Below are 21,721 nucleotides of genomic sequence, written 5' to 3'. Positions count from 1 at the left end.
ATTTCTTATTATACCAAACTTGATATAATAAGACCATGATAGATAAAACATCCATTGAAAACCTCAAACAACGTCTTGATATTGTCGATGTCGTAGGCTCATACTTAGAGCTGAAAAAAAACGGTGCCAACTATAAGTGCGTGTGCCCTTTTCACAATGACACAAGTCCTAGCCTTGTGGTGAGTCCCTCAAAACAGATTTACCACTGTTTCGCCTGTGGCGCTGGAGGAGATAGCATCAAATTTGTCATGGAGTATGAAAAACTCTCTTACCCTGAAACCATCGAAAAACTCGCCAATATGGTCAACTTTTCACTCTCTTATACCACCAATGATGGCATTAAAAAAGAAGATCGAAAGCTGATGGAGAGTTTGAATCTTTTTTACATTAAACAACTCGATAACAACCCCCAAGCGAAACAGTATTTGAGACAAAGAGGCATCTCTGAAGCCTCTGTTGAAAAATTTGAAATCGGTTATGCGCCTGCCTCTTTTGCGACGCTTGATTTTTTAAGCTCACGTGGTTATGCCATGAGTGAAAGTATGGAGTATGGCGTTGCAGGCATTGGAGAAAACAATCACCCTTATGCACGTTTTATCGAACGCGTTACCTTTCCCATCTATTCACCGAGCAACAGGCTTGTTGGTTTTGGTGGGCGAACGCTTTCGAATCATCCTGCTAAGTATGTTAACTCGCCTCAAACCAAACATTTTAACAAATCGCAACTGCTGTATGGCTACCATCTTGCCAAAGAAAATATTTACAAACAAAAAACAATCATTATTACCGAAGGCTATTTAGACGTTATTATGTTGCATCAAGCAGGGTTTACCCATGCCGTTGCAACGCTAGGCACTGCCCTTACAAACGAGCATATTCCTCTTATCACAAGGGGTGATCCTGAAGTCATTGTGGCGTATGATGGCGATGATGCGGGCATTAATGCCGCTCTTAAAGCCTCTATGTTACTTAGCACGCATGGTATTAAAGGAGGCGTTGTTCTTTTTAGTGGAGGAATGGATCCTGCGGATATGGTGCAAAACAATCTCATTGATGCCCTCAATCACCTCTTTAGAACGCCTCAACCTTTTATTGAGTTTTCACTAGAGCGCATGGTGAAAAAGTACAACCTCAAAGACCCTCTCGCCAAACAACAAGCGCTAACTGAGGCGATGAGTTACCTTAAAACACTACCTCAAGCCGTTCAAGAGAGTTATACAGGGATGCTCTCAGAAAAACTGGGGCTTCACCATAATTTGGTGAAAATTCAGAGCCATAAACCTCAAAGACTCGATAAAAAGGAGCGTGCCTTTGAAGATATGCTGGAACTTACCATCATCAAAACGATTTTAAGTGAACCCAGTCTTATTGATACGGTACTCGATACCATCGATAGCTCTATGTTCAAAACCCACCAAGAAGAGTTTTCGCTTCTTTTGGACAATCAATTTGAACATCCTAAGCTTAGACGCATTTCGCTGTGGGAAGACATCAAAGTGTACGATGAAAAATCACTGATCGCGTCGATGGTCGCATTTTTATACCACTACTACAACGAAAAGTTTCAAGAAATCAAAACTGCACGTGAGCTAAGTTATGATAAAAAGCAGTTTTTGATTCGTAAAATACAAGAAAAAATGATGAAATTAAAACAAGGTGAATTGGTTCCGTATGAAAGCATTAGTACTCTATAGCGGCGGGCTTGATAGCATGCTCGCCATGAAACTCTTAACACAGCAAGGCATCGAAGTCATTGCTCTGCACATTAACATTGGTTTTGGTGTCAAAGAAGATCATTTTGATACCCTTAAACGTCGCGCAGAAATTGCTGGCGCAACACTTGAAGTCATTGATGTCCGCGATGAATACCTTCAAAAAGTTCTTTTTAGCCCAAAATATGGCTATGGAAAACAGTTCAACCCATGCATCGACTGTCATGGTTTTATGTTTAGCGTTGCAAAGTCACTCTTGCCGCGCTATGGTGCTTCATTTATTGCCACAGGCGAAGTGGTGGGTCAACGTCCGATGAGCCAGAATAAAGATGCACTAAGACTCGTGAAGAAAATAGCCGATGATCTTGATGAAGACCTTATTCTTCGTCCAATGTCTGCTTTAGTGATGGAAGAGACCAAACCTGAACGAGAAGGCTGGGTTGATCGAAGCCGGCTTTTAGGCTTTAATGGCAGAGGACGCAACGCACAACTCTCCCTTGCGAAAGAATTAGGATGGGAAGATTACCCCACGCCTGCAGGAGGATGTTTACTGACTGATGTGCAATTTAGCATCCGTATGCGTGATTTCACAAAATACGATAGCTTTGCAAAAGAAGATATTGAAGTGCTTAAAAATGGAAGACATTTTAGACTTCCAGAGGGAGCAAAGCTTGTTATCGGACGCAATGAAAAAGAAAATGACATTATCGATTCTTTGAATAATCCTAAGTTTAATCTTTTACATGTAAACGAAGATATGAGCGCTCCTTCTTCGCTACTTTCCAAAAATGCTTCATGTGCAGATGAAGAAGAAGCGTGTCGTATTATTTTAACATTTACCAAAGCCCTCCCCGATCAAAGTTATGCTCTTCGCATCGGTGAAAGAGTCATTCAATCATCCCCTTATGAAACAAAAGAGGATGCTAAAAAGTATCTTATATAGTTTTTTAAAGATAATTTTTGTACCATTATAAATTATAGAATTAAAATATGAGGATTATGAGATGAGCTTATCTAATAAAATGATTTTTCTAGTCGTTGATGATTCGAAAATTTCACGAAAATGGCTTATTGAGATGATCCCAAAAAAAATTGTTGAAAATGCTGATATTATCGAAGGGTGCGATGGTGAAGAGGCTATCGCTCTTTACGATAAACACAGACCTGATGTTGTTTTTTTGGACATCACCATGCCTGGTATTGATGGCATTGAAGCCCTAGGGCGTATTCGAGCTATCAATCCTGAAGCCATTGTCGTGATGATCTCTGCTGATCGTCAAAAAACAACTAAAGAGAAAGTTTTAGCGCTTGGTGCTTCGGCCATTATTTCCAAGCCTGTGGATGAACAAGAATTTCGCACAACCTTGCTAAAGTTGGTATTTTAAATGACAACACACTATTTTAACCCACAACAAGAAGATGTTTTAAAAGAACTCATTAATGTCTCTTTCGGACTATCCGCGTCTTTGATTGGCGATATGCTGGACAATCATGCCAAACTTCATATTCCTGACATTTCAAGTATTGATATCCACAAATTGGACGATAAAATCATTGAAGTTTTGGAAGAAGAGTACGAATTTTATCTCACAAAACAGCGTTTTCTAGGCTCTTTTAATGGCGAAGTGTTGTTCGTCTTTAACAACTACTCAGCACGTGCCTTTTGTAATCTTTTGCTCAAACAAGAAGTAAGTGATAAGGGTGATATAAAATCATCTATTATGGAACTTACCAATATCATCACATCGGCCTGTATCGGCAAGTTTTGTGAAATCATTCATGGCGAAACCATTTTTAAAGTCCCTTCCATTGAAAAACGCGAAATCTCCGAAATGGATAAGTACGATAAAATCGAAGGCTATGACAATGTCATTGTCATTAAAACAGCACTAGATATTGAAAAAGAGAATATCTTGGGGCACATGTTTATTCTTCTCAACAATGAGATGCTTGATCATTTAAAAAGTACGATTGATAAGTTATAGCCATGATAAATTGTGAAAAAATTATTGATTCGATTAATGTAGGTATCTTAACCATCGATGCCGATTTAAACATCTACTACGTCAACAAATGGGTTGCGGTACACAGTGATGTTGAAGCACAAGATGTTGTAGGAAAAAATCTACTTTCGCTGTTTAATGTAACACCTGAACGTCTTAAATCACTCCAACGTCATATCAAAACAGCCCTCACGCTGGGAGGTCCTTCTTTCTTTACTGCCGATTCTAACCACTATCTGTTTCCTATGAAAAACTCGATAACCACGAAATCAATCTTTGAGTTTATGCAACAAGATGTGACCATTATGCCTTACAACATCGAAAAAAGGCAAGTGACTGTACTTATTTACGATCAAACCAGTTTGATGGAAGAAAAGGCGAAGTGCAACAAAGAGAGTGAAGATCTTGCTCGTTCAATCAAAGTTGCCAATGCAACCATTAGAAAACTTGAGACGGCTAAAAATAAACTTATTAAACAAAAAGACATTATCTATAAACAAGCCCATTATGATCATCTCACTTCTTTAGCAAACCGAACACTGCTCAATCAACGGTTACAACTCTTAGTTGAAAACAATCAAACCAGTGGTAAAAAATTTGGTGTACTCTTTTTAGATTTGGATAATTTTAAAGAAATCAATGATTCATTGGGTCATGATGTTGGAGATATGATTCTCATTCATGTAGCAAAAACCTTACTCTTAGCTACACGTAAATCGGATACTGTCGCACGCTTTGGCGGAGATGAGTTTATTATTCTTGTAGATGACATTGAAGAAACTAAAACATTAGAACATATTGCTAAAAAACTTATTAGCGCTGTTCAACAACCTATTCGAGTTCGCCACTTGGATCTTAGTGTGACTACCAGCATTGGTATTAGCCTCTTCCCTGATCATGGATCTGACTTTAATCAATTGATTAAAAATGCTGATCTTGCACTTTATGTCGCTAAAGCGGAAGGTCGCAATACCTATAAAGTTCACCATCAATAGCTGATAATGCCACACACGCTTTAGCGTGAATGGCATTTTGCATATTTTCCTAAAAGAACTCTATATCATCATCATGATCTAGGCTTAAACTCTTCTCTTCAAAAATGGCTTCAATTTGAATACACGAACTTAAAAGCGATGAGTCAAGATAATGTATATCGCGTGCCACTTGGGTGATAAAGACATTTTCTCTCCATGAGGCTAAGTCATGTAAAAGATTTAAGAGCATCGCCGCAAGACGTTTAGACTTTTCAGGATCAAATTGTTCTTCTGTGAGTGTGCCTAAAAAATCAATCAATGTTTGTACTGCAAACCCTAAATGTTCAAAATCCATCAACTCTTCTAAAATATCTGCGTACTCTTGAAAATTCTCATAAATCACAGCAAGATTTCGCTTGGTAGGTTCTTTTTCAAAGACTAAAATTGCTTTATCGGTTTCATCATTGATCATCTCAAGACCATCAATTTTTGAAATGAAAGAAATCGCAGTATTATTAATATAATCCACGGCACTGAGAACATTGTCATGCGTTTTAGAGAGAATTTTTTTCGCTTCATCACTCACTTCCACAACGCCATTGTCGCGTTTAACTTCTTTATCGAGCTGAAAGGTGAGCATATCATTTGATAAAATATACTTAGCATTGGCAAAATGTTTGAGTAAAATATTTTTAATAATATTGCTGCCCAAAGGTTTTACATGTACCAGCATCATATAGAGTTTTTCCTCATTCTCTTCGACCACTAAACTACACTCATACTCATGCTTTAAAAGCCACAAACCAAACCCATAAATGAGACGGACACAATCACTAAGGTTGATGATATTTTTCTCACTATTAAGCCAATAATCCCAAAACTCAGCCAAAGCACTTTCATCATCAACACGAAACGTCATCGTACGATGATAGACGTGGGCATTAAATGGATTAAGTGCTTGAGGGTACTTGTGAATTTTCTGATTACGAAGCTCTATAATGCGCAGATACTGCCTAATGCGTTGTAAAAAGTGCTCAGAATTAAGAGGTTTTGTAAGATAATCCTCTGCGCCCAACGAGAGCATTTTATGTTTTGATGCGTCATCATCAAGCGCACTTAACGCAATAATCATGCTCTTTTTATTCACCTGTTTGATGAATTTTGTCGCTTCGAAACCATCCATATTGGGCATCATAATATCCATAAAAATCAGATCAAAATGGTTCTTAACACACATTTCTACTGCAAGTTGCCCATCCTCGGCTTCGTAAACTTCAATATCTTCAACTTCTTCAAGTAAAAGATTTAGCGTGAGCCTATTGTTATCGTTGTCATCAACAATCAATACTTTATACATTTTTTTGCTCCTTCAATCGCTTGGTTAAAATAAATTTTGCCCCACCAAGGGTTAGTGAATCTTCTATTTTATACTCCAGTCCCATACCTTCACATAGTAGCTTTACAAAATGAAGCCCGATCCCTGTACCTTTTTTTTCAATACTGCTAAGACCTGAAGAACTTTGGGTGTAAAGCTCAAACACTTCCTCTTTATCTTTAATCCCTTTACCATCATCTTGCACAATAACCTCAATTTTTTCGTTATCCGAAATTAAAAAAATCTCAACAATGGTATGTCCATATTTAATGGCATTGGAGATAATATTGGAGAGAATCTGCTTAAACCGATACTCATCACTCGTAATAAAAGGATCACTCCCATCACTTTGAAACAACATCGTGCGTTTATGCTCAATTGCCAAAGATCCATGCTTTTCAATCACATCTAAAATACTTTCCTTGACATTAAAGAGTGTTAAATTATAATGCAATTTTTGGTTGCGCAATTTTCCTAAGTCTAAGATGTTCGTAACATTCTCTAACATAGAAGTGGCACTCTTATAGATTTGATCTAAAAGATAAAGTCGTTTAGCTTTTGGTACTTCATCAATATGGGGCATGTGTTTGTAAAGGTACTGTGAGAAATTCAAAATCGCATTGAGTGGTGTTTTAAGTTCATGCGTAAACAAAATCAAAAATGCATCTTTAGCTTCTGAAAGTTTCATCTCTTCATCGGCGTGTATCTGTTTTGCCATAATGGCTTTTTTTTCTATTAAAAGCTGCGTAATATCTCGCCTAATGGCCAAATATTCTAATATCTCTCCCGTAATTTCATCTTTAAAAGGTATGATAATCGTATCTGCCCAAAAGTCACTGCCATCTTTATTTCGATTAAGAACTCGCTCCCTCCAGACTTTTCCCTTAGTGATGGTATCCCATAAATCTTTATAAATTTCATTGTCATTGCTAGGGTGTTTTAAAATATTATGGTTCTTGCCCAGAATCTCTTCTTTGGTATAGCCTGTAATTTTCGTAAAATTCTCGTTGATAAATGTGATATTACCTTCAAGATCAGATTTTGAGACAATTGAATGTTCAACAAAAGCATGAAAATATGCCTTGAATCCATGATACACGGTATCATGAAGTGCCATAGCCACACTCTCTTCTAATTCTGTCAAAACCGATGCTTGCGTAGAATCTGTATAACAATACCTCTGGCATTTTAGATCCATAATTTCTTTTAAATGAAGTGTATGTTTCTCTTCAAAATAAAGCACTATATAGGTGTTGATTTTGAGTTTTTTAATCCAAGAAATTGCATCAAGATAAAAAGTATCTTCATGCGAAACTGATCCAAAGATAATATTAGGGTAATTGAGATACACAATATTGAGAAGTTCATCAGAAGTTTGAACTTTAAAAACATGATTACACAGTGTTTGCGCCTTTTCTATCAATGCAGGGTTATGTACAGCATTACCTATTAAAACAATAGACGGCTTTTTATTAAAAAAATCTTCTACCATTGCTGTTACTCACTTTTTAATAGATTTACAATGTCTTGACTTATCTCTCCCAGTGGAGACACTCTATCGACACCACCTAAACGTATTGCTTCTTTAGGCATTCCAAAAACAACACAACTCTCTTCAGACTGAGCAATGGTTTTAGCACCCGCTTCGTGCATGTGCAACATTCCCCGTGCACCATCGCTTCCCATCCCTGTTAAAATGACTCCTACGGCATTGCTTCCTGCAACTTTTGCAACCGAATTAAAAAGAACATCGACACTTGGGCAGTGTCCACTCACTTTTTCACCTATACCAATTTCAATAAAATAACTAGCCCCCGAACGCCTAAGCACCATGTGTTTGCTTCCTTGCGCAATGTAGGCTGTGCCCGTCTGCAAAAACTCTCCATGCTGTGCAATCTTTACATCAATGGCACATAGTTGATTGAGCCTTAAAGCAAAAGATTCAAGAAAACTTTGAGGCATGTGTTGCACAACCAATATGGCAGGAGCGTTTTTGGGAAGTCCTCCAAGCACAACCTTGAGTGCTTCCGTTCCACCCGTGCTAGAACCGATAGCAATCACTTTATGGGTTGTCTCTGCAAGACTTGTAAAATAGCTCTTCTTCTGAGCCATAGGGATTTTTTTTTGCACTCTCGCATAAGAGGCATTAATCACCTTCTGGATCAACTCATCTTTCAGCATCTCCTTGCCATCGTAAATGTGTGAATGCGGCTTTGCCACATAGTCCACAGCACCTGCTTCAAGTGCATCTAGCGTAATGCGGGCACTGGCGCGTGTCAAAGAAGAAACCATCACAACCGGTGTAGGATAATGCAACATCAACTTCTGCAAAAAAGTGACTCCATCCATACGTGGCATCTCGACATCCAAACAGATAACATCTGGCTTTAGCTCTACAATCATATCACGTGCAATGTAAGCATCAGCCGCCAAACCGATCACTTCAAGTCTTGCATCACTCTCTAAGATTTCTCTTAAAATATGCCGTGCCGTGGCGCTATCATCCACAATTAAAACGCGAATCATTCCATAATCTCGTTCTGAACGTATTTGAGAATGATACGATTGGCATCACTGATCATCATAATGCGTCTACCATTATTGCCACCCGTATCTTCCGCTTTAATGGGAATACTCCACTGTCTTAAAATCTCTTTTGCAATCAAGATATTTTTCTGTCCAATAAGCTGTCCCTCTGAGTTTGATCGATGAATATTGGCACCCCCAAAAATCTTTGCTTCCATATTGCATCTAAGACACCCAATATTTTCCATGTTTTCAATCAATTTTGGAATCGCAATATTGCCATATTTTGGGCTTTCCAACCCATTTCCGTTCCATAATGGCAACAAGTAATGATTCATGCCTCCGATCATTTCCACCTTATCATACAAGCATACACCTACGCAGGAGCCAAGCACAGTGATAATCTCGGTCGGTTTAATGCCAACAAAAATCTCTCCAACATGGATAAATTTGCGAGGCAGCATCAAAACTCTTTCATCTCTTGCGTGTCGTCAAACATAAATTCATTGGCACTCTCACTCATCAGTGCTTCAGCTTTTTTTTGATCTTGAAGTTTCATGCGAAGGGTAAACACAGTCTCGCTCTCGGATGAGTCATAATCCACTTCTCCATCTAACGACTCTACCAAAGAGCCCACAATACTAAGTCCCAATCCTAAACCATCAACACCTTCTCGCGCTTTACTGTATCGTCCTCTTACTTTTTTAAAACGACTAAAGATCTCTTTTTTGTCCTTTTTTTCAATAATATCGCCCACATTGCCAATACTTATCACTAATATTTCATTATATATTCTTGCATGAATCGCAACCTTATTACCTCGGAACGAATACTCACACGCATTGGAAATAAGATTAGAAAAGATAGTATTCAACTTCTTCGCATCACTGACAATCAAATGGTCTAGTGAAATATCGACATCAAAACGAAGCTCTTTCTCTTCAATGAGATAGTTAAATGATTCCTTGACCTCATCGATAAGCAGGCGTAAATCGACTTCACTCCAATAATTAGCAATCTCTCCTGCTTCGATCTCCGCGGCAGTAAAAATATTATTGAGCTGAAAATCTAATTTGCGTAACTCCATATCCAAAAGAATTTTCATTTGCTGCGTTTTGGGAGTATCTTGATTTTTACGCATCATCGAAGAGAGGTTGAGCAAGGAGCTAAGGGGATTATTGAAAACGTTTTTAATCAGCGATAAAAACTCACCCTTGATTGAGTCATGCTCTTTGAGTTTTTCATTGAGAAGATAGAGTTTTTTGGTTAAAAATTCCATCTCTTCAAGCGTACTGTTTTTTTGATCGAATCTACGTTTTACCTCTTCCAGTAAAATAGCATCACTGACATTATCAAAGTTTCTATTCTCGCTCATATTACGCCTTTTGATAGATTGAAGCACTTTTAGATTTAAACTCTTTTTTCATATCGGTGAGTGCTTCTGAACTTCCGATAAAAAGATGCCCTTCTTTTGCCAAGATGGCATGAAACCGATCGACTAATTTGTTTTGAGTTGGTCTATCAAAATAGATCATGACATTGCGACAAAAGATGATGTCAAACGCTTTTTGCGCAAACAGATCATAATCTCCTGTCACAAGGTTAAACTCTCTAAAAATAATCTGTTTTTTAAGCATGTCACTGATTTGATAATATGCCTCATTTTCCACCAGTACAGGTGAAAAATACTTTCGTAAATACTCATCGCTTAAAGACATACACGCTTTTTGACTATACATTCCTGACATTGCAATCTTGAGCACTTTTGGCGAAACATCCGTTGCTAAAATCTTTATATCATATTGCGTCATATTGGGAAGATGTTCAGCTAAAAACATCGCAATGCTATAAGGCTCTTCCCCACTCGAACACGCCGCTGACCAGATGCGTAACCGTCCACCCGAACGCTCTAAAATAGAAGCAAGATGGCTTTTTAAAAACTCCCACTGTTTGTGCTCTCGAAAAAAAGAGGTAACGTTGGTTGAAATAAGTGAAGAGAGGTATTCAAGCTCGCCACCCTTTCTATCTGCCACTAAAAAATCGTAATACTCTCCAAAACTCTCAAGCCCTAATTGTTTAACCCTCTTAGCAAGCCTTGCTTGCACCAGATAGATTTTATGATCGCCTAAAGAAATACCAATATTTTTATAAATAAATGCTTGAAAAAGGGAAAATTCTTTACGCCTTAAGACAAGCCGCTGCATCAGTACAACTCTTCAACGTTTAAGATCAGAGCTATTTCGCCATTGCCCATAACAGCTCCTCCACTTACTCCTTCGGTTTTTGCCAAGAACCCGCCTAATGTCTTTATGACCACCTGTTGCCGTCCAACAAGTTCATCCACAAGAAGCGCAAATTTACCTCTTACATTTTCAATGCAAACGAGTGTGGATTCCCACGGATTTGGCATACATTCATCCAGTTCTAAAACACGTCCAAGTCGCACAATCGGTAAAAGCTCAGAGCGTAACTGCACAAACTCTTCTTGCCCCCTAGCACTATGAACACTCTCTTGTTGTGGTCTAAAAGACTCGGTAATACAAAGTGTTGGAATAATAAAAATCTTCTCATTAGATCGTACAATCATGCCATCAATAATGGCTAAAGTCAGTGGTAACACGATGCAAAATGTTGTGCCTTTGCCTTCTTCGGAACTAATATCAATTTTACCGCGTACGGCTTCAATAGCTGTTTTTACAACATCAAGCCCAACACCTCGTCCTGAGATATCACTTACCACATCAGCCGTCGAGAAACCGGGTTGCATAATAAGTCCATAGACTTGGGATTCACTCAGCTCCTCATCTTTTGCTACAATCCCTTTTTCTAACGCTTTTTGGTAAACTTTTACTTTATCAATTCCACGTCCATCATCTCTTACTTCAATGATAATATTCCCACCACGATGGTAGGCTTTTAGCGTTACTTGCCCTTCTTCACTTTTACCCGCTTTTAGGCGCTCTTCCACGCTGCTCTCAATGCCATGGTCAATCGCATTGCGAATGATATGAACCAAAGGATCAGAGAGTGCTTCGACCATTGTTTTATCGATTTCTGTCTCTTCGCCTTCTAAGGCAAGGTGGATTGGCTTGTTCACTTTTTTAGATGAGTCGCGTGCCACTCTCTTCATTTTCTCAAACGTATCACGAATAGGGATCATACGCAACGACATGACGCGATTTTGAATAAGACGTGTAATTTTGGAGAGATTTTCAATCGTTTTAGTCACTTCTGAATCTTGAATTGCTTTGATTTTGGTATTTTCGCCTAAGTAATTTTGTGCGATTACAAGCTCTCCAATGGAATCAAAGAGTTCGTCTAATTTAAGTGCATCAATTTTGAGAAAGTTTTTAGGCACAACACTGCTTTTCTTGGCATCTTCCTTCTCTTCCACAGTAGCACTTTTTTGCGCCTCGACAATATTTGGTGTTATCTCATCAATAGGGTTGACACCTTTCACTTCATGGATGGAAAACTCTGTTTCATCCAAAAAAGCAAAGACATCAGCAATGCTCTCACGATCTTTACGACTTGCAAGATAAATGTTGACCTCTTTAATGGCATTGCGTTCGACATCAAATGGCTCTTCGTCTAAATGCTCAGGAAAACTCCAAAAGGATGCTAAAATTTTTCCTACATGTAAAAGATTTTTGAAAAATAAGAAGTGGTCAAATCCACGCAGATAAATATCTTCATCAAGCGTTAGCGTAATTTTAAAGAGTGTTTCATCTGTTTGTAACTCATTTAAAAACGCCTCTTCATTACACACAGTCGTTGGTGTTTTGCAAAAAGTATCGTTACCAAACTCCAAAGAGAGATCGTTGGTAGAACTTTCTGCTGGTTCTTTCAAATCGTTTACATGTAAAAGAATTTTTTGGATTTTTTCTAAACATACCGCATAACTGCTAGGTAACTCAGTACTACCCTCTACTTCACAAAAAAGTGTCTCTTTAATGACATTGACACTCTCTAAAAAAAGATCGACATCATGACTATGAGGAATGGCATCACTGCTTCTAAAGTAGTCTAAGACATCTTCAAAATGGTGAACAAACTCACCAAGATGCGAAAAGTTAAAAGCATTAGCACTGCCTTTGAGCGTATGGACACCTCTAAAAATTTCATTGAGCAGGGCTTTATCACTTGGAGATTCTTCATAATTGAAGATATCAATATCCATCTTCTCGATAATCTCATTCGCCTCTTCGATAAAAATTTGTCTTAGTTTTTCTCTACTCATGCGCTATCCAGTTCATCATGCCATACGATTCAAGATTAAGATTCATCGTCTCAATAAAATCAATCTTGATCGTAGGTTTTTTGTGTTTAATCCAAAAAAGCAGTGAAAAGAGTGCTGATGTTGAGGGAGTGCCGTCTTTGGAACGCAATAAAACAATCTCCTCAACATAATCCAAGCGATCTTTAATGAAAACTTGAAGCGCTTTTACCTCTTCTAAGTCCATCTCAATATCGAGTTCGAGCACATCTCCATCTATACACATTGCTTACCCTTAGTCAAAAGATTTTTCACACTACGCTTTACATGTAAAAGCAAATCATTAAAACTCTTTTAAATCATCTTCATCTAAAGGGAATACTTCTTCATTGCTTCGTTTGGTTGCTGTTGAAAAGCTTGGTTTTGCTTTTTTCGGAGCCATGACCAAACGCTTAGGAGGCATACTTAAACTCGAACTTGACACTCGTTTTATTGAAAAGGCTTTAGCACTCTCTTTTCCCATATCATACCCAGCAAGAGCAGCGATCTCAGCAACACTCTCAAGCATAGAAATGGCTTGTGCATTAAGCTCTTCAGCCGCCGCAGCTGTCTCTTCTGAAGCAGACGCATTTTGTTGGGTTATCTGATCAACAGATCCCATTGCCGTAGCAATTTGATTCATGCCCTCAGCTTGTTCTTTGGCTGAAATGGCAATCTCACCAATAAGATCAGAAGTCTTTTTAATACTAAGAAGTATCTCACCAAAAGACTCTTTCGTACGATTGGCAACTTCAGTTCCCATCTTCACTTGATCAATACTTGCTTCAATGATACCCGTAATCTCTTTTGCAGCCCCAGCACTACGTTCTGCAAGATTTTTCACCTCTTCGGCTACAACAGCAAAACCAAGACCATGCTCACCAGCACGCGCTGCTTCCACTGCGGCATTAAGCGCTAAAAGGTTAGTTTGGAATGCAATTTCATCAATCGTTTTAATGATTTTGGCAATTTTTTGAGATGAATCGGTAATTTTTTCCATAGCAATCATAAGGTCGCCGACTTGTTGGTTACCCAGTCTTGCCGCGTCATTTGAGTGTTGCGCTAACAGATTAGCTTCGCGACTATTATCTGCATTTTGATTGTTACTAGCGGTTGCTTGCTCGATGGTCGCACTCACCTCTTCCACGCTGCTCGCTTGAGAACTTGCACCTTCTGCGAGCGAAACAGAAGCAGAGCTGATTTGCTCACTCGCACTGACCACTTGGGCTGTACCTTCAGAGAGTGATTTGACAGAATCAACAACAACTTTGACAATGCTTTTGATCAAGAAGAAAGCGATGACAACGCTGATAACTAATCCTAAAAGAACACCAATAATCATACCCCATGAAGCTCGATCAAGGGTATTGCTCGATTCATTGGAGATTTCACTAATCGTACTAAAGCCATCATCAATAATGGCATCAATAGCACTATTAAGCTCTGTACCGATTTTCATACGTGTTTTTTGCTCATCCGCAGTCTCTTGCATAACGCTTACAAAACCCCTGAGAGAAGTTTCATAGACTTTTGCAGCGGCTTCAATTCCATTGAGCTGTGCCATATTTGTCGTATCATCCGTATGTGTTTTTAGCGTTGCAATGACTTTATAAAGGGCATCAAACTTTTGGATTGCACCATCTAATACCGAAGCATCACGTACGACTTGAGCACGCTGTCCATAAACCCTAGAATAGGTTGCGATATCAAGAATATCACTCAAATTATCTAATTTGTCATAACGTGCTTTTAAAACAGAAGGGGCTGCTTTATCAGTGATCTCTTTTAAAAATTTATCTTCTTGTGACTGACGATACTCACCTGTACTTTTGAGAAAAAGAGCCGCATTGCTTACCATTGCAGCATCAAGCGTTTTCTTTCTAGTCAGTGTTTTTTCACTACGCTCAACCGAAGCCATATAATCAACCAAAGCCTTAGCCGCAATTTTTTCATGCTCTAAGAGCTTTTTGAGTGAGTACTTTTTACCTAACTCTTCGGCTTTTTGTAAGTTCGTTTGCAACTCAGCAAAGTTTTTCTTTGCTTTCACCAAAGCCGTTTCATCATCAAGGTCAGAAAACGCCAAAATATAGTATCTACCTTGACTTACATTTTGTAAAATATCGTTAGCAATGCTTACTTCAGGAACATAAATCTGTGATAAACGTGAAGAATCAGAAGAAGCTGTGCGCATATTAATAATACCTGTAAGCCCTATCATTAAAACGATTGCTATTAAAACCCCAAATCCTAATGAGATTCTAAACCCTAATGTTGCGTGTTTCATCACTTCTCCTTTGCTTTATCACTGACTGTTTTACTGAGATTTTGTACCATGTTCAACTCTTCTTCACCAAAAAGGGCCAAAAGATCTAAGATCATCACCACTTTTTGCTTATGTTGCGCTATGTTTTTGATAAATTTTGTATCGATATGTCCACCAAATTCAGGAGGAAGACTGAGATGATTGTCATCCACATTGATAACCTCTTCAACCTTATCCACGATAAAACCGATGAGTTTCTCATCTAGTTTAATGATAACAATCGCCGTGTACATGTGTTGAGGAAAGGAAGGCATATCAAATTTAAGACGCATATCAACCACAGGGATAATGTTACCTCTTAAATTCATGACACCATTGATAAACTTTGGCGTCTTAGGGACAGGTGTGGTTTTCATCATTGCAATGATCTCTTTAACATCAGAGATATGCACACCATACATTTCGTCTTCTAAATAGAAAGTCAAAAAACGATTATTCGCTTTTTCTGCTCGTTTGGTTGGCTCCATCTGTTTATAACCCCAGTACCATGTTAATCGCTTTGACAAGCTTGTCATCGCTAAAAGGTTTTACCATCCATCCTGTCACACCGATAGCTTTACCGCGTGCTTTCATTTCAGGTGAACTCTCCGTTGTGAGAATTAAAATAGGTCGGTTTTTAAATTTTTCATGTCCCTTGAGTTCAGCAGAAAGATCAAGTCCACTCATCTGCGCCATATTAATGTCGCTAATCAGTAAATCATAATCTTCACTACCGCTTAAAAGAGCGTCACGTAATTCGGCAGGATTAAGGTAAGTAGCAAACTGGATGATCCCTTTGTTGACCATCTCTTCAAGAGCCATTTGTGCTGTTGCGAGAATTGTTTTAGAGTCATCGACTAGAATTACTCGTTTACTCACATCATCTCCTTCATTAAAATTTCTAAAGGCGTCTCCCTATCGTTACAATAGTCACAGTCAGGTCATATTCGCTTTACTTGTAAATATAACTTAAAAAATATTAAAAAAGTGTTAACAACAACGAAAAAAAGGCTTTTCCCCGCAAGGAATCAATTTTGCTTTTACATCTTAAGTAAGGAGAAAACATGAAACTTCATCTCTCGCCTGATTGCATTACCATTTATGTTGCAGAAACCTCTTCACATTATTTACATGTAAGCCATGTTTTGACTCATTTGGTGGGACGTTCATTTTGGGTCAATGAAACGCTGATCAACTTTGACACACCAGAGCATAACCAAAGGCGAAAAGCTTTTTTGAATTCCTTGTATAATACATGTGCTTTTGCTTCCAAAACGCATAACGCCTCTTTTTTGCAAAAGCTTCTTTTATCTTCTCAAAAGCCTATCAAACTGGTGAAAAAAAAGTTCAAGCAACGCTTACATCACATCCCAACAACACATCATGATCCCTACCGCTTACTCAATGCTCATAAAACAGAAAGTTTAGAAAGTATTCGTCAAAAATATCTTATTCTTGCAAAGATGTTTCATCCCGATAGTATCGTATCTAAAGATGAAAGCAGCCTTAAAAATTCTACTACAAAATTTCAGCAAATTCAAGAAGCTTATGCTCTTATCAAAGCAGAAAAAATGAGACAAATTGCTGCTTAAGAACCAATTTTTAAGTTTCTCTTGGTAAAATACTTTTTTTTCAATTGGGGTGTTAGCTCAGCTGGGAGAGCGCAACGCTGGCAGCGTTGAGGTCAGGGGTTCGATCCCCCTACACTCCACCACGTATTTTAGGGCTTTTTAGCCACTTCTAAATCTTTAAAAAATTCATCCCCACTGTTTTCACCACTCAATCATTCTGCTTTTCTAATATTCATCCTATTTTTAAAATTCTAACAAAAGCGTGTCGCCGTTTCATCACACGTTGAGTGCATCTTTGCGCTTATTTTTCTGCCATTTCTTGAAGAGCGAGCATCAAAGGATCAATCAAGGTAACGCTTGATAAGTACTCTTGGATGTCATGAGGAGCCTCTTTTTTTAACGAATCAATAATAATAGGTATCTCCGCACACCCGAGTAAAAGTCTTTTAGCACCATAATCCATAAGTGCATGAAAAACTTTAATGGCATTCAAAAGCGTTGTGTGTTTATCAAAACGTTTGACTCCTTCGATAGCCAATGTTAAATTTTTTTGATAGCTTGATAATGGGGGGATTGTGTCCATGGAATAAATATTCTGTGAGTTTCCATAAATACCTTTTTGAGCAGCAAAGTTACTTTGAAGTGCAATGCACTTTAGCCTTCCAAAGGTTCTACTTTTTTTTTCGACAGATGCTTTGAGTGAATGAAAGCGTATGTCTCGATTTTTATGTGAGCTTTTTTGGTAAAAAAGTTTTAATGCATCTTCAATAAAATGATGCGCACCATTACAAACAACAATCAACTCTATCTTCTTATTTTTGGGACAATTTTGTACTGCTACATGTAGCGCCTCATAAAGGCTCCAAGCGACATCATGATCTGAATCTCGTTTGGGAATAAAACACGCCTGAAAAAGTGTTACAGAATACGCATCTTGTAAAAATGACAAACACTCCTTCATCCCATGTGCCCCTGCTAATGGCCCCATGCCTCCTAACAAAAGGAGATGTGTATCGCTTTTGCCGCCCAATGGAACATAAGTCAATAACCCCGATTTAAAACTTTGATCGCTTAACTCTTTTTTTGACTGTTTGAGATGCTCTGCTTCTTGATGTAATCCATGAATGTAAGTATCTACATGACTTTGTATCTCTTTTGCATTATTGAAAATAGTAGTATTAAATGATAAAGGGGCATAGTTCGCCATTTCTGCATTCATTGTAACCCTCGTTGCATCATTTTAGACATCAAACAGCTCGTCATAATTCCAGCCTTAAAAAGTACATTTCATTCATTATAAACTATTTGTGTCACAGTTTGCGTCACAGTTTTTGTGTTATTAAAAAAAAATGATTTATTTGCGCAATTTTTACATCCAAGCTCATTTTCAAACATAAAACATCTCACGATGTGAACTGTATCACCCCCTTTTTGTAGGATTGTTCTATCAACTTTAAAGGAGATAGAACATGGCTTATCTAAACAAGAATGGTGCAATGATGGAGATTAAAGAGCTTGCGACTAAGCAATCTCATCCATGCAAGGAATGTCAACTCTCTATTTCAGAAACTAGGGGAAAAAGGTTATTAGGGTTCTTTCAAAAAAAAGTCTTTTTAGAGCAAATCATTGATGAGAGCATCGCTTTTAATAAAAAACTCTCATGGGACAATGACCATAAAAATCTCAAACTTACCACGACCGCAGAAGAGCTCATCAATGTCTTTAAATTACGGAGTGCTATCTATGCAACAAAAGGGTATCAGCGTGAATTTCAAGACGAAATTGAAGGGCTTAATTTTGATACTTACGATACCCATTCTGCCATTTTTTACTACCAAAGTGAAAATGAAATGAGTGGGTCTATACGACTTATTTTTGATGATAAGCATTTTTTGCCAACCGAAAAAAATGTTTCATTGGAATATTTACGAGAACATAAGCTGTGTGAGTTATCAAGGCAAGTGGTCAAACAAAGTGACAAAGGACTAGGTTTAGAATTTAAGAACTTTTACAAAGGCATCTATGAGCTTGCTCTTCATAATCCTGATAAGATCAACCTCATTTTAGCCTCTATTACGCACGATCATTATAACTTATATGCTAAATTTGGTGGAATGAAAATTGAAAAAGAGTTAGACGCTTATGGCAATCTTGATAAAGCTATTTTGGTTTTATCGTGGGATATTACGCAAGTGTCCGCTTTTTTTAAAAAATGCTTTTTAAGATAGGTTCCATTGCACTAGAAATGGGTGTTAATTTACAGCCGACAGAGGGGATGGTCTCGATAAATTTATATTCGAGTTTTGCTCTTGTTCGATAAATAAGTGTTCTAAGCGCCCCTTTGCTAATAGGTGTATCAGGCCAGAGGAAATATTCTAACTCTTGAAAAGAGATTGGTTTTCCTTTGGCTTCGATCAGAATTCTTAAAAGTGCGTTCTCTTTAATACCAAGTTTAATGAGCATATCGCCGTAAAAAAGTTGTCCATTGATGTGATCATAACTGTAATTAAGCCCCAAAGACGTATGGCTATGGTCAATGGCTAATTGATCGGTTATCTCTTTTTTATACAAACCTAACTGAATGGTCGATTTTAACTCCTCACGTTTAAAAGGCTTTGTAAGGTAACCTATAGGATTGGTTTTAACGGCTCTATTAATCGTTTCATCATCAGCAAAAGCACTAAGATAGAGTATGGGAATTGCATGGATTTTTTGAATATCTTCTGCCGTTTGTATACCATCTAGGCTATTGTTTAAATATATGTCCATAATAATAATATCGGGTCTATTTTTTTCAACGCTTCTGATAGCATCGTCATGGTTGGTTACCATCGTAATGACGTCATGTCCTAACTGGATTAAAGCTTTTTTAATATCTAGTGCGACAATAGCCTCATCTTCTACAATTAGAATTTTTGTCTTAGTCATGGCTACTCCATACAATTTCTACCCTCACCCCATTATGTGCGTCAATATGAATCTCTCCTTTGAGCTGTTGAATAACCAGCGTATGCACAAGAATGAGTCCTAAGGAATTGGATGCGACATCTTGATCGTAACCCACGCCATTATCGGCTACAAAGAGTTTAAATCTATTATCTATCTTTTCCAAAAGAATCGTAATGTCCCCATGGCCATTGGGGAAGGCGTATTTGAAGGCGTTGGACATCAGTTCATTGAGGATTAACCCACAATAAACAGCATGTTCATTTTCAAGTTCTGCTTTGATGTCAAAATGGATCGAAATATTGCTATGGCAACTCTCTTCAAACTCGTCAATGAGCAGTGTAAAGTATTCATACGCATTAACGTGTGAGATCGTGTCTTGTTTGTATAAAAGCTCATGCAGGTGGCTCATCGCATTGATCCTGTTCTGAATGGTTTGAAACATGTCATCAAGCTTTTCATCTTTAATCTCATCGCGTTGGAGGCGTACAAGTGAAACGATCATCTGCATATTATTTTTAACTCTATGGTTGAGCTCTTTAAGCAGTAGCTCTTTTTCGGCGAGTGCTACATTGAGGTTTTGTGTCTTTTCCATGACTTTACGCTCAAGTCGCTCTTTTTCATTTTTCTGTTGATCTAAAACTTTTTGATTTGCAATCTCTTTATCTTTGCGCAACTGTTTAATGCGATCTGCCAAAGCAATGGAAAAGATCGTCGCCTCACATACCAATGAGAGCTCAACAAAATAGCGTACATACTCATAAATATTAAAAATGCCCGCACTGGAGAGATACATCAGCACAAACGTCACAACAATAAGAACCCAGCCAAAAAGAACAAAATAGGCTTGTCTATTCTTTTTCACTGCGGCATAAATTGTTACTGCAAATAAATAGATTAATAATGAGATAAAAAAGAGATTACGATACTGATGCAGAGCATTGCTCATCATACTTAAGAAAAGAAAAAATACAAAAACAACCAAATAGAGCGACAAAATTTTATTGAGTTTTGGATAGTTACGGGGGATGTTCAAAAAAGATTTGGAGAAAAGCGCTAATGAACCTATAGGAAAGGCTACGATGAGCGGAGAAAATGCAATGAGACGAACCATCCATGCTTGATTGACAAAATAGATACCCGCAAATCCAACATAAATGACATGGTGTACAATAAGTCCAACAATGTAAAGTACATAATAAAAATAGCTTCGATCTCTTGTAAAAAAGAAGAGAAAAAGATTGTACATCGCAAGAACACTCATAGCGCCAAAGAAGAGTGCAAGGCAGAGCTGATGGTTGATCTCTTTTTCATAAAAAGAGCTTTGATTCCATAAATTGAGCTTTACAATAAGTGCGGACGTGTAAGAGTTTGCTTTAAGATAGTAAGTTTTTACTTCATGAGGTTGGAGCGTTATAGGAAAAATAGGGTTGATCGTTTTTCGCTCTTTCGCAATATGAAACAGCCCTTCAAGCACGCCTTCTGACTGGTTTCCATCGAAAAAATAGATTTCAGAAGTGATGGTATTGTCGTATTCCAACACCTTTTCAAGTTTTGTATCCGTTACATTTTCAAGTAAAAACCTTACCCATACCGTAAAATTTGGTGCATACCCAAACCCTACAAGCTTTTTATCATTTTTGCTAAATGCAACAGGGCTTGTTTCTATATCTGCTAGAGTGAGAGACTTGGTATGATCGTTATAGATTTCAGAATGAGAAAGTACATCATAAAAAGATGTTGCAGCGTCAATTTGCAGTGAGCTTGCAGAGACAACAGAGGTGAATAACAACACGAATACTATTTTCAGATATACCATACCCTTGAAAGCTCCCTTTCCTTGATATTATGAACTTTTATAACTTTATTTTTATGAACCCTCTCAATAGCATGAGAAAATTATGAGTATTCTTTACATGTAAACTTGCTATTTTACTTAATATGTCCTATTTTAGCGTATTTTCGATACATTTTATATATCTTAATAAATATTAAAGACAATATACCAAGATATGAATGTAAAGAAAAGACCAAGTTTGTCTAATGAAAAGAATAGT

General features: G+C 37.8%; 21 protein-coding genes and 1 tRNA gene. 8 read left to right on the top strand and 14 right to left on the bottom strand.

What is annotated here, in order from left to right:
• Positions 1-35: 35 nt before the first annotated feature.
• From dnaG to N0B29_RS11750, 5 genes are all read left to right on the top strand, one after another.
• Positions 36-1,694, top strand: coding sequence for a DNA primase (gene dnaG, locus N0B29_RS11770; RefSeq protein ID WP_263833930.1), 1,659 nt, complete (start codon positions 36-38; stop codon positions 1,692-1,694).
• Complete coding sequence (locus tag N0B29_RS11765; RefSeq protein WP_263833929.1) at positions 1,672-2,655, top strand: argininosuccinate synthase domain-containing protein; 984 nt, start codon at positions 1,672-1,674, stop codon at positions 2,653-2,655. The genes dnaG and N0B29_RS11765 overlap by 23 nt, the downstream gene beginning before the upstream one ends.
• Positions 2,656-2,716: 61 nt before the next feature.
• Positions 2,717-3,097 carry a response regulator gene (locus N0B29_RS11760; protein WP_263833928.1) on the top strand — a complete coding sequence of 127 codons (381 nt, stop codon included), beginning with the start codon at positions 2,717-2,719 and terminating at the stop codon, positions 3,095-3,097.
• A complete protein-coding gene (locus tag N0B29_RS11755; protein ID WP_263833927.1) occupies positions 3,098-3,697 on the top strand; it encodes a chemotaxis protein CheC in 600 nt (199 codons plus the stop codon). It begins immediately after the preceding gene.
• 2 nt (positions 3,698-3,699) lie between these two features.
• Positions 3,700-4,710: a sensor domain-containing diguanylate cyclase gene (locus N0B29_RS11750; protein WP_263833926.1), complete on the top strand. Its 1,011-nt coding sequence runs from the start codon at positions 3,700-3,702 to the stop codon at positions 4,708-4,710.
• Positions 4,711-4,759: 49 nt separating this feature from the next.
• On the opposite strand, the gene N0B29_RS11745 is transcribed toward N0B29_RS11750, so the two are convergent.
• The 11 genes from N0B29_RS11745 to N0B29_RS11695 are packed head-to-tail and all read right to left on the bottom strand — an operon-like array spanning position 4,760 to position 16,026.
• Positions 4,760-6,046 (bottom strand): response regulator transcription factor, encoded by a 1,287-nt coding sequence (locus tag N0B29_RS11745; RefSeq protein ID WP_263833925.1) that lies wholly within the window; start codon positions 6,044-6,046, stop codon positions 4,760-4,762.
• Positions 6,039-7,556 carry a PAS domain-containing sensor histidine kinase gene (locus tag N0B29_RS11740; protein WP_263833924.1) on the bottom strand — a complete coding sequence of 506 codons (1,518 nt, stop codon included), beginning with the start codon at positions 7,554-7,556 and terminating at the stop codon, positions 6,039-6,041. Before N0B29_RS11740 ends, N0B29_RS11745 begins: the two co-directional genes overlap by 8 nt.
• A 5-nt stretch (positions 7,557-7,561) precedes the next feature.
• Positions 7,562-8,590 carry a protein-glutamate methylesterase/protein-glutamine glutaminase gene (locus N0B29_RS11735; protein WP_263833923.1) on the bottom strand — a complete coding sequence of 343 codons (1,029 nt, stop codon included), beginning with the start codon at positions 8,588-8,590 and terminating at the stop codon, positions 7,562-7,564.
• Entirely contained in the window at positions 8,587-9,054 is a 468-nt protein-coding gene (locus tag N0B29_RS11730; RefSeq protein ID WP_263833922.1) for a chemotaxis protein CheD, read from the bottom strand. The genes N0B29_RS11735 and N0B29_RS11730 overlap by 4 nt, the downstream gene beginning before the upstream one ends.
• Positions 9,054-9,965: a sensor histidine kinase gene (locus N0B29_RS11725; RefSeq protein WP_263833921.1), complete on the bottom strand. Its 912-nt coding sequence runs from the start codon at positions 9,963-9,965 to the stop codon at positions 9,054-9,056. The genes N0B29_RS11730 and N0B29_RS11725 overlap by 1 nt, the downstream gene beginning before the upstream one ends.
• Position 9,966: 1 nt before the next feature.
• Positions 9,967-10,794 carry a CheR family methyltransferase gene (locus N0B29_RS11720; protein ID WP_263833920.1) on the bottom strand — a complete coding sequence of 276 codons (828 nt, stop codon included), beginning with the start codon at positions 10,792-10,794 and terminating at the stop codon, positions 9,967-9,969.
• On the bottom strand, positions 10,794-12,830 hold the full coding sequence (locus N0B29_RS11715; protein WP_263833919.1) for a chemotaxis protein CheA: 2,037 nt from the start codon (positions 12,828-12,830) through the stop codon (positions 10,794-10,796). Before N0B29_RS11715 ends, N0B29_RS11720 begins: the two co-directional genes overlap by 1 nt.
• Positions 12,823-13,092, bottom strand: a complete 270-nt coding sequence (locus N0B29_RS11710; RefSeq protein WP_263833918.1) for a hypothetical protein — start codon at positions 13,090-13,092, stop codon at positions 12,823-12,825. Before N0B29_RS11710 ends, N0B29_RS11715 begins: the two co-directional genes overlap by 8 nt.
• Positions 13,093-13,149: 57 nt before the next feature.
• On the bottom strand, positions 13,150-15,129 hold the full coding sequence (locus N0B29_RS11705; RefSeq protein ID WP_263833917.1) for a methyl-accepting chemotaxis protein: 1,980 nt from the start codon (positions 15,127-15,129) through the stop codon (positions 13,150-13,152).
• Entirely contained in the window at positions 15,129-15,674 is a 546-nt protein-coding gene (locus N0B29_RS11700; RefSeq protein ID WP_263833916.1) for a chemotaxis protein CheW, read from the bottom strand. The genes N0B29_RS11705 and N0B29_RS11700 overlap by 1 nt, the downstream gene beginning before the upstream one ends.
• The gene (locus tag N0B29_RS11695) at positions 15,640-16,026 is read right to left on the bottom strand and encodes a response regulator (RefSeq protein WP_263833915.1); all 387 of its coding nucleotides are present in this window, start codon (positions 16,024-16,026) and stop codon (positions 15,640-15,642) included. The genes N0B29_RS11700 and N0B29_RS11695 overlap by 35 nt, the downstream gene beginning before the upstream one ends.
• A 185-nt stretch (positions 16,027-16,211) precedes the next feature.
• On the opposite strand from N0B29_RS11695, the gene N0B29_RS11690 reads away from it, so the two are divergent.
• Together N0B29_RS11690 and N0B29_RS11685 are read left to right on the top strand one after the other, a co-directional pair.
• Positions 16,212-16,739, top strand: coding sequence for a J domain-containing protein (locus tag N0B29_RS11690; RefSeq protein WP_263833914.1), 528 nt, complete (start codon positions 16,212-16,214; stop codon positions 16,737-16,739).
• Between the two features lie 46 nt (positions 16,740-16,785).
• Positions 16,786-16,861: transfer RNA gene (locus N0B29_RS11685), tRNA-Ala, on the top strand.
• A 158-nt stretch (positions 16,862-17,019) separates the two neighbouring features.
• Here N0B29_RS11685 and N0B29_RS11680 read toward each other — a convergent pair.
• Positions 17,020-17,937 carry an aspartate/glutamate racemase family protein gene (locus tag N0B29_RS11680; RefSeq protein ID WP_263833913.1) on the bottom strand — a complete coding sequence of 306 codons (918 nt, stop codon included), beginning with the start codon at positions 17,935-17,937 and terminating at the stop codon, positions 17,020-17,022.
• Between the two features lie 250 nt (positions 17,938-18,187).
• Between N0B29_RS11680 and N0B29_RS11675 the strand changes: the two genes are divergently transcribed.
• Positions 18,188-18,946: an N-acyl amino acid synthase FeeM domain-containing protein gene (locus tag N0B29_RS11675; protein ID WP_263833912.1), complete on the top strand. Its 759-nt coding sequence runs from the start codon at positions 18,188-18,190 to the stop codon at positions 18,944-18,946.
• On the opposite strand, the gene N0B29_RS11670 is transcribed toward N0B29_RS11675, so the two are convergent.
• Together N0B29_RS11670 and N0B29_RS11665 are read right to left on the bottom strand one after the other, a co-directional pair.
• Complete coding sequence (locus N0B29_RS11670) at positions 18,924-19,646, bottom strand: response regulator (RefSeq protein ID WP_263833911.1); 723 nt, start codon at positions 19,644-19,646, stop codon at positions 18,924-18,926. The genes N0B29_RS11675 and N0B29_RS11670 overlap by 23 nt on opposite strands.
• A complete protein-coding gene (locus N0B29_RS11665) occupies positions 19,639-21,483 on the bottom strand; it encodes a 7TM diverse intracellular signaling domain-containing protein (protein WP_263833910.1) in 1,845 nt (614 codons plus the stop codon). The genes N0B29_RS11670 and N0B29_RS11665 overlap by 8 nt, the downstream gene beginning before the upstream one ends.
• Positions 21,484-21,721 lie beyond the last annotated feature (238 nt).

This window comes from Sulfurospirillum oryzae, assembly GCF_025770725.1.
Taxonomy (GTDB): domain Bacteria; phylum Campylobacterota; class Campylobacteria; order Campylobacterales; family Sulfurospirillaceae; genus Sulfurospirillum; species Sulfurospirillum oryzae.
The sequence above is the reverse complement of the archived record's forward strand: the minus strand, read 5'-3'. Positions and strand labels throughout refer to the sequence as shown.